Annotated in this window: 7 protein-coding genes and 1 pseudogene; 6 read left to right on the top strand and 2 right to left on the bottom strand. The window is 68.6% G+C overall.

Translation table 11 applies throughout. The features are described 5' to 3' along the window. The 3 genes and pseudogenes from DD1DGNOD_RS30190 to DD1DGNOD_RS23565 form a co-directional block, all read left to right on the top strand. Positions 1 to 609 (top strand): annotated as a pseudogene (locus DD1DGNOD_RS30190) (NAD-dependent epimerase/dehydratase family protein); the annotation flags it as partial. A gap of 740 nt (positions 610 to 1349) precedes the next feature. After that, positions 1350 to 2507 carry a lysophospholipid acyltransferase family protein gene (locus tag DD1DGNOD_RS30965; protein ID WP_430827861.1) on the top strand — a complete coding sequence of 386 codons (1158 nt, stop codon included), beginning with the start codon at positions 1350 to 1352 and terminating at the stop codon, positions 2505 to 2507. Between the two features lie 63 nt (positions 2508 to 2570). Then, positions 2571 to 2795, top strand: coding sequence for a hypothetical protein (locus DD1DGNOD_RS23565; RefSeq protein ID WP_131768599.1), 225 nt, complete (start codon positions 2571 to 2573; stop codon positions 2793 to 2795). Positions 2796 to 2892: 97 nt separating this feature from the next. On the opposite strand, the gene DD1DGNOD_RS23560 is transcribed toward DD1DGNOD_RS23565, so the two are convergent. Both DD1DGNOD_RS23560 and DD1DGNOD_RS23555 read right to left on the bottom strand, forming a co-directional pair. Beyond that, positions 2893 to 3795, bottom strand: coding sequence for an HAD family hydrolase (locus tag DD1DGNOD_RS23560; protein ID WP_131768598.1), 903 nt, complete (start codon positions 3793 to 3795; stop codon positions 2893 to 2895). A 164-nt stretch (positions 3796 to 3959) separates the two neighbouring features. Next, the gene (locus DD1DGNOD_RS23555) at positions 3960 to 4808 is read right to left on the bottom strand and encodes a sigma-70 family RNA polymerase sigma factor (protein ID WP_241255941.1); all 849 of its coding nucleotides are present in this window, start codon (positions 4806 to 4808) and stop codon (positions 3960 to 3962) included. A gap of 630 nt (positions 4809 to 5438) precedes the next feature. Here DD1DGNOD_RS23555 and DD1DGNOD_RS23550 point away from each other — a divergent pair. The 3 genes from DD1DGNOD_RS23550 to DD1DGNOD_RS23540 all read left to right on the top strand — a co-directional run bounded on the left by DD1DGNOD_RS23550 (position 5439) and on the right by DD1DGNOD_RS23540 (position 8171). Next, complete coding sequence (locus DD1DGNOD_RS23550) at positions 5439 to 5792, top strand: glutaredoxin family protein (RefSeq protein WP_131768597.1); 354 nt, start codon at positions 5439 to 5441, stop codon at positions 5790 to 5792. Between the two features lie 181 nt (positions 5793 to 5973). Then, positions 5974 to 6816, top strand: a complete 843-nt coding sequence (locus tag DD1DGNOD_RS23545) for a redox-sensing transcriptional repressor Rex (RefSeq protein WP_131771045.1) — start codon at positions 5974 to 5976, stop codon at positions 6814 to 6816. Continuing rightward, positions 6813 to 8171: a glutamyl-tRNA reductase gene (locus tag DD1DGNOD_RS23540; RefSeq protein ID WP_131771044.1), complete on the top strand. Its 1359-nt coding sequence runs from the start codon at positions 6813 to 6815 to the stop codon at positions 8169 to 8171. The genes DD1DGNOD_RS23545 and DD1DGNOD_RS23540 overlap by 4 nt, the downstream gene beginning before the upstream one ends. The last annotated feature ends 29 nt before the right edge of the window (positions 8172 to 8200 follow it).

Genomic DNA, 8200 nt, shown 5'->3' with positions numbered 1-8200 from the left:
GGTTACAGCAAGGACGCCCTGGAGGTCGAGGGGTACGTACGGGGTTTCAGCCGCCGGCGGCCCGATGTCACCGTCAGCGTGCTGCGGTTTACCAACATCATTGGCCCCGGCATCGACAGCCCGCTGACCCGTTACCTCGAGCTGCCGGTCGTCCCGACGGTGCTCGGCTTTGATCCGCGCCTGCAGCTCCTGCACAGCGAGGACGCGCTCGGTGTGCTCATGAAGGCGGCTGTCGAGGACCATCCGGGCACGTTCAACGTTGCCGGGGACGGCGTTCTCCTGCTCTCCCAGGCCGTGCGGCGTGCCGGGCGCGCCCCTCTGCCGGTACCGTCCCCGGCCGTGGTCACGTTGGGAAATCTGGTCCGCAGATCCCGGCTGTTGGACTTCTCCGCCGAGCAGCTCGGCTTCCTCGCGCACGGGCGTGCGGTCGACACGACCCGCCTGAAACACGTGTTCAACTACGTCCCGCGATTCACGACACTGCAGACTTTTGACGACTTCGTACGAGACCGTCCGATGCGTTTCGCGATCGACCGCGACGCCGTGATCCGGCTGGAGCGGACTTTGTTGGACGTGCTTGCGCGGCGCAGGCTGGTCGGGACGTCATGACGTCGTCACCATCTTTGGGTGGCTTCCGCGGCGGGCGGGGAGAAGGTAGGCAGGCAGAGAAGAGGTTGAGTCTGGTCATGACCGTGTCCACCGCGCGGCGTCCGCCGTGCGGCCCGGTTCGGCAGGAGTGGATCGAAGGTTGGGAGGCCGCTGAATAACGGCATTCGATCAGCGAACGGGCTGTCCGGGGGACACGAGCCGGACAGGTGTTGTCCACCGGTCTCCCAGTCGGCCGAAGAGCGCACGAGCATGGCCGTTGTCGCGCGTGTCGCGCGCTCGGAGGTCCCAAAGGAACCCAGGAAACCCTGGAAACCCTGGAAGCTCACACGGAGTATCAGGGCAAGTCCGGTGAAAAGGTGGTCACGGGTGTGAGTGAGGCGCGCATCATCCCGCTAGGCAGCAAGGATGCCCGAATCAGGGCGGGCGGTGGCGCGGCGGAGCGCCGTTCCCGGCCGCAGGGCCCGTCAGACGGCGATCACGACGATCCGATTGCCGTGAACGGTGCCAATGCCGGTGAATCGGTTGACAGTGGGCATGTTGTCGAATATCGGATGGCTGACGACGGCGACCTGGAGCCGCACCGGGACGATCCGACCGCTTCGGCGACGGTGGAGACGGGTCCGGAGAGATCCGGTGGCCAACGGCGGCGCGACGGTGGTTCCTCTCGGGCCCGGGGCGCGGCGCGGCGGGCGTCCTCCCGTCTCGGTACCGCCGACACGAAAGGTACCGGCGATGCCGGTGTGCGGGGTTCGGCAGATTCCGGGGATCCCCGGGAATCCCCGGAATTCGGGGAATCCGCCGGTGAGGAGACCGGCAGCGTACGTGGCGGTCGGCTCGCCGCCGCGAACCGTGCGGCAGGCACCGGGCGGACGGCTGACGTCGACGGGACGGCCGACGTCGACCGGACGGTAAATGCCCGCGGAAACGGCGGTGCGCAGGCGTCGAAGGGACGGGCGGGTGTTTCCGGCAGGCATGCCCCCTCCGATGATTCCGGCGCCGGGCAGGTGTCCGCGCTGCCGTCCGAGCCGCTGGCCGACGCGGGCAGTCTCGAGCGGGCTCTCGCGGGTTTCCTCGCCTTCCTGCGGCGACGGATCACCGGCGATTACGTGGTCGACGAGCACGGCTTCGACCAGGATCTGACCGAGAACGTCATCGCGCCGCTGCTGCGTCCGATCTACCAGAACTACTTCCGGATCGAGACCCGCGGCCTGGAAAACATTCCGGACACCGGCGGCGCGTTGATCGTGGCCAACCACTCCGGTACGTTGCCACTGGATGCGATCATGACTTCGCTGGCGATAATGGACCATCATCCGGCCCACCGGCATCTGCGGATACTCGCCGCGGACCTGGTGTTCTCCGTGCCGTTCCTCGCGCCGATGGCACGCAAGACCGGTAACACCCTCGCCTGTCAGGCCGACGCCGAACGGCTGCTCGCCGGTGGCCACCTGGTGGGTGTCTGGCCGGAAGGTTTCAAGGGGATCGGCAAGCCGTTCAGCGAACGGTACAAGCTGCAGCGCTTCGGCCGCGGAGGTTTTGTTTCGGCGGCCCTGCGTACGGGCGTCCCCATCATTCCCTGCACGATTGTCGGGGCCGAGGAGACCTATCCGATGATCGGAAATCTCCGGACGCTCGCCCGACTGCTCGGGCTGCCCTACCTCCCGATCACGCCGACATTTCCGTGGCTGGGGATCCTCGGTCTGATACCGCTGCCGTCGAAATGGTTCATCGAGTTCGGCGAGCCGGTGGACACAGAATCGCCGACCCCGACCCCGACCCCGGCCGCGGCCGCGGCCGAGGACCCGATGCTGGTGTTCGAACTCACAGATCGTATCCGGGAAACGATCCAACATTCCCTCTACGGGCTGCTGATGCAACGCCGATCGGTATTCTTCTGACTCATGGCGACCGTGGATGGGCACCGTGGGACCTGGTGGCGCACGAGGTCGGGACGAACATGGGTGGGTCGCAGTCTCGCAGCCGGCTATCTGCTGTCAGTGACCGCAGCGGTCGCTGCGCTGGCGGTTATAGGCGATCTTTTCCTGTCGGTGTGGCTGGCCGTCATCGAGGCGGCCTCGGTCGCCACGATCTTCTTTGTGGTGCGCCGGGACGAGCCGCCGGGCCCGGCGCGTACCACCCGGCTGGGCACGCCGAACGATCCCGGCATGCCCAGCGGCCGCCGGTAGGCGCACCCGTTCAGGTCCAGGTTGCCGGGTTGCCCAGGCTGTGCGAGATTGCCTGGTTGCCCAGGCTGTCAGGTTCCGGCGAGACGCCGCCTGGTGATCAGCCGGTCGCGCCGATGTACCGACGGCGCAGCGCCATGCCAGCCGCCACCCCTCCGGCCAGCGCGCCCATCCCGGCGGCTGTCGGCACGCCGATGCGGGCGGCCTTCCTGGCTGTGCGGAAATCCTTGATCGGCCAGTCCCGTTCCCGGGCGACGGCCTTGAGGTCGGGGTCGGGATTGATCGCGACGGGATGGCCGACCAGCGACAGCATGGGCAGGTCGTTGATCGAGTCGGAGAAGGCCCAGCACCGGGAAAGATCCAGCTGTTCGCGTTCGGCAAGAGCGCGCACCGCGGCCGCCTTGGCCGGGCCGTGCAGTGGTTCCCCGACGAGATGGCCCGTGTAGCGTCCGTCCACGACCTCGCTGACCGTTCCGAGCGCACCGGTGAGCCCGAGCCGCCGAGCGATGACCGAGGCCAGTTCCACCGGCGTGGCTGTGACGAGCCATACCCGCTGCCCGGCGTCCAGGTGCTGCTCGGCCAGGGCCCGGGTGCCCGAGTAGATCCGTTCCGCCATCCGTTCGTCGTAGATTTCCTCACCGAAGCGGACGATCTCGGCGACCTCACGGCCGGCGACGAACGCAAGCGCCGCCTCCTTGACGTCCCGCATCCCGTCGGTGTTCTCCAGCCCCCAGACCCGGTAGGTGACGTGTTGCCAGCCGAATCGCAGCAGGTCCCGGGACTGGAAGAAGTCGCGCGCGGCCAGCCCGCGTGCGAAGTAGAAGATCGACGCCCCCATCATCATGGTGTTGTCCACGTCGAAGAAGGCCGCCGCGGTCGGGTCCGGTGGTGCTTTGGCCGCCTGGTCGGCGGCCACCTTCAGCGCCGCGGTAGCGGCGGCTTCGGCATCGGCTCTGCGGGCCTTGTCGTCCGCTGACCGTTGCGGGCGTGGTCGAAACCGCATCGTGATCTCCTGGGCGTGCGCGGCGCGGGGAAGGACCGCGCTGTCACTGTGACGTGGAAAGCGTACGGTGAAAACGGTCCGGGGCCGGGGACGCGTACCAGCACACGCACGGTCCGCGGGCGGCCGGGGCGGTCGGGATGCCTGCACCCGCGGCGGTGTGGGGCTCAGACCGACCCCTCCTGGATACGCCGTGCCAGGGATCGCACGGCCCGGTACTGAAGAGCCTTGATCGCACCCTCGTTCTTGCCCATCGCCAACGCGGTCTCCCGGACGGAGAGTCCTTCCACGAAGCGCAGTACCACGCATTCCTGCTGTTCGGGGCTGAGGGTGCGGACGGCGTCCATGAGGGCTCTGCCGGTGATGACGGCCAGGACCGACTCTTCCGGCCCGGATACGACGACATCCTGTCCTGCCGACAGGATGTCGTCGGTCGGAAACTCCAGCTGGGCCCGCCTGGACTTCCTGGAGTCGATTATCAGGTTCCGGGCGATGGTGATGAACCAGGCGCCGATGTCACGCCCCTGCCAGGTGAAGGTCCCGATGTTGCGCAACGCACGCAGGAAGGTCTCGCTGACGATGTCCTCGGCTGCCGTCCAGCTGCCTATCCGGTAGTACACGTACCGGAAGACCATCCCCATGTAGAGGTCGTAGAGCTCTCCGAATGCCTCGCTGTCGCCCTGTTGCGCGCTGCGCACCAGGGCCGCGAGGTCGGCGTCGGGCCGGTGCGTGTTCGGCGGCGGCTCGTCGGGAACGGACGCCTGGTGATCGGTCCGGCCGTCGGGGGATGCGGCCCGGACCGTCTGCCGGCCAGGCGATGTTCCCGCGGTCGAGTTGGCCACAAGGGGTCTGGCCAGCATGGCCGCGGAGGAGATGATCATGATGCGAGCCAGCTCGGCGCGTAGTGCCGCAAAGCAGGTGGGATCGGCACGTGGCACCGCAAAGCAGGCGGTGCCGGCGCGTAGCGCCGCGCAGCTACCGGGATCGGGAGCTCGTTGCGGCCACGGCGGGTTCACGTCGGCGATCGGTCCGCGGCGTCGCGGGCGGCGACGGACTTCAGGTCGAGCCTCGGGTCGTCTGCCAGGTGGGGGTCCTCGCTTCCACGTCCCCGCAGCGCTCGGGAAAGGGCGGAGGGCATACTGGCTCCAAAGATCGAGGAGGCTCGGTGAAGCAGGGCACGACCCGCTCGGAGACCGGGATCCTCCGGTGTGTGTCGGACAGGTGGGACCGGGCCGACGGCGACGCGATCGATCTTTGCTCCTCTCGCGTCAAGGTATGCCACGGCCAGGGACGACCCATTCAGTGACCCGGGGACTGAGGACCCGACGGTCCGTGCAGCGATCTGACGGGCATGCTTCTCACGCGGTCGGAGTCCTCGGAATGGCCCGGGGACCTGGGCCTCCCGGACCTCCCGCATCGGCGTAACCGATCCGGGAGGAACCCCGAGCGCAGGAAGAACATGATCGCGCTGCCTTTGGCCCTCCAGAACCCTAGGGAGCTGAGTGTAGCCAACGACCCGACACCGGGCATGTGGAGTGGGGCGAAGATGCGCGGTCGTCTCATGTGCCGGGAGGAAGTGCTTTTCTGGCTTTGTTGCACGGTGCAGGCGATCTTTTTACGCGTGACACCTTTTGATGATCGGAGCGATGGTGAGGGTTTCCGCGGGTCGAGGCGCCGGCAGCGGCAGCGGCGTCGGCAGTGCGCAGGCGGATGTCAGCGGCGTCGGCAGTGCGCGATCGGATGTTCGGGTCACCCTGCTGGTCCGGGCCGGTTGTCATCTTTGTGCTGACGCCCGGGTCGCGGTGGCCCGGGTGGCGGCCGACACCGGCGTCGGCTGGACCGAGGTCGATGTCGACACGTCGGCCGATCTCGCGGATGCCTATGGTGATCGCGTCCCGGTGGTTCTCGTCGACGGGCGGGAACACGGCTACTGGCGGGTCGAGGAAGCCCGTCTGCGGCGCGCACTGACCGGTGGCCGCTGGGGGTGGTCGAGGAAATGATCGTAGGTCGGGTCCATGGCGTACCTGAACTTAAGATCACGCCGACTTCGTGAACACCTTCACGAAGTCGTAAACTCGCCCCGACAGTCGTCTACTGGTGTCGTTCGACCGTGCAGCACTGTGGGGCCGCACGGCCGGCGCCGTCGGCAGTCGGGCGTCTCGAATGGTGCGGGAGCCGTACATGACCGAGCTTCGGCGGGCAGCCACCACTGTCCGTGAACGCTCGTCCGTGCCTGAGGCGACAGTTGCCCGCCTCCCGCTGTACCTGCGGGTCCTCACCTCGCTGGCAGATCGGGCAGTCCGTACGGTGTCGTCCGAGACACTGGCGAAGGCGGCGGGCATGACCTCGGCGAAGGTCCGCAAGGATCTGTCCTACCTCGGCTCGTACGGGACGCGTGGCGTCGGCTACGACGTGGACTTCCTGCTCGGCCGTATAGCCGCCGAGCTCGGGCTGACCGAGGACCGTGCGGTTCTGCTGGTCGGGGTCGGCAACCTCGGCCACGCGCTCGCGGGATACGGCGGTTTCCAGTCCCGGGGATTCCGTGTGGTCGCCCTGCTCGATGTCGACCCCGGCCGGATCGGCGAATCCATCGGTGGCGTCGTGGTCAGCCCGCTTGACGAGATGGAGGTCCTTGTCGAGCGCAACCAGGTGACGATAGGTGTCATCTGCACGCCGGCGGCAGCTGCGCAGGCAGTGTGCGACCGCCTTGTCTCCGCGGGAGTCACAAGCATCCTCAATTTCGCGCCGATCGCGTTGTCGGTGCCGGTGGGAGTGGACGTGCGCAAGGTTGATCTTGCTGTGGAGTTGCAGATCCTGTCGTTCCATGAGGCTCGCAAGCGTTCGGCGCCGTCCGCGGGCGGTGTGGCTTCACCCATGCGCTCACCCACGCGCCGGACGGGTCGGCAGGGTGAGCCCGCCGACCCCCACCGTGGCGTCGTGACCCGCACCCCGGCCGGGCCGTCGGTGTCGGGGACGCGGGGCAGTGGCCCGCTGGTGGGCACGACCGGGGGTGATGTGTCATGAGTCTGCTGGTTGTCGGGCTCAACCACCGGACGGCACCCACGTCCATCCTGGAGATGGCCGCGGTGCCCGACGACGACGTCCCGAAGGTCCTCTACGATCTGTCGCAGGCCGGGTCCGTCGCGGAGAGCGTGGTGCTCTCGACATGTAACCGCACCGAGATCTACGCCGAGGTGGAGACCTTCCACGGAGGCGTTGCCGACGTGTCCGACCAGCTCACCCGGATCACCGGGACGCAGCTGTCGGATCTCGCCCCACACCTGTACGTCCACCACGAGGCACGGGCCGTCGGCCACCTGTTCTCGGTCGTCTGCGGGCTTGACTCGATGCTGGTGGGGGAGACGCAGATCCTCGGGCAGGTCCGCTCGGCGCTGCGCGCGGCCCAGGCCGAGGCCAGCGTCGGTGCCGCTCTCGAGGGCCTGTTCCAGACGGCTCTGCGGGTCGGTAAGCGGGCGCACAGCGAAACCGCGATCGGCACGGCCGGAGCGTCGATCGTGTCCGTCGGGGTACGGATGGCCGCAGACGGGTGGGAGCCGGTGCCCTCCAGTGCGCCCGACCCGTCACCCGGGAACGTGCCCGCCGACGGCGCGCTGGCCGGTCGACGCGTCCTGCTCGTGGGTGCGGGAGTGGTGGGGGCGCTAGCCGCGGCGGTCGTGCGGCGGGCCGGCGCGGCCGATCTCGTCGTCGCGAACCGCACCGCGGCACGGGCCCGCCGGATCGCCGACACCTACGGCGCCAAGGTGATCCCGCTCGCGCAGCTGGCGGACGAGCTGGACCGGGCCGACCTGGTGATCTCCTCGACCGGTGCGTCCGGGCTGATCCTGACCCGGCAGCTGGTGGCCGACTCGCTGGCCCGGCGCGGCTCCCGGCCGCTGGTGCTGCTGGATCTCGCGCTCCCGCGGGACGTCGACGTGGCCGTCCGTGATCTGCCGGGCGCCACCCTCATCGACCTCGACACGCTGCGGACGGCCCTTGACGGCCAGCAGGCGGTCGGCGACGTCGAGTCGGTGCGGACCCTCGTGGCGTCCGAGGTCAGTGCCTATCTCGACCGCCGCCGTGCGCACCGGGTCGCCCCGACGGTCGTGGCACTGCGGGCACAGGCCGCCGCTGTCGTCCGGGAGGAACTCGCCCGGCTGCAGACCCGGCTGCCCAATCTTGACTCGCGGGACTGGGCCGTGGTCGAAGGTGCAGTGCGCCGGGTGGCGGACAAGCTCCTGCACGCGCCGACCGTGCGGGTCCAGCAACTTGCGGCGTCCCCTGGTGGTGATTCCTATGCCGAGGCGCTGCGGGAGCTGTTTGATCTGCCTCGGGAAGCCCCCGCGGTGGTCTCGGCACCCGATCTGCCGGAGGCTCCATGACCTCCATGACCTCCATGACCTCCATGACC

Origin of the sequence: Candidatus Protofrankia californiensis (assembly GCF_900634765.1) — a bacterium.
Classification (GTDB): Bacteria; Actinomycetota; Actinomycetes; order Frankiales; family Frankiaceae; genus Protofrankia; species Protofrankia californiensis.
Note: the sequence above shows the minus strand (reverse complement) of the source record. Positions and strands in the feature narration are given on the sequence as shown.

Excerpts from the sequence above, each read along its gene's own strand:
- DD1DGNOD_RS23560 (WP_131768598.1), bottom strand. The coding sequence starts at position 3,795 with ATGCGGTTTCGACCACGCCCGCAACGGTCAGCGGACGACAAGGCCCGC.
- DD1DGNOD_RS23550 (WP_131768597.1), top strand. The coding sequence starts at position 5,439 with ATGGTGAGGGTTTCCGCGGGTCGAGGCGCCGGCAGCGGCAGCGGCGTC.
- DD1DGNOD_RS23540 (WP_131771044.1), top strand. The coding sequence starts at position 6,813 with ATGAGTCTGCTGGTTGTCGGGCTCAACCACCGGACGGCACCCACGTCC.
- DD1DGNOD_RS23545 (WP_131771045.1), top strand. The coding sequence starts at position 5,974 with ATGACCGAGCTTCGGCGGGCAGCCACCACTGTCCGTGAACGCTCGTCC.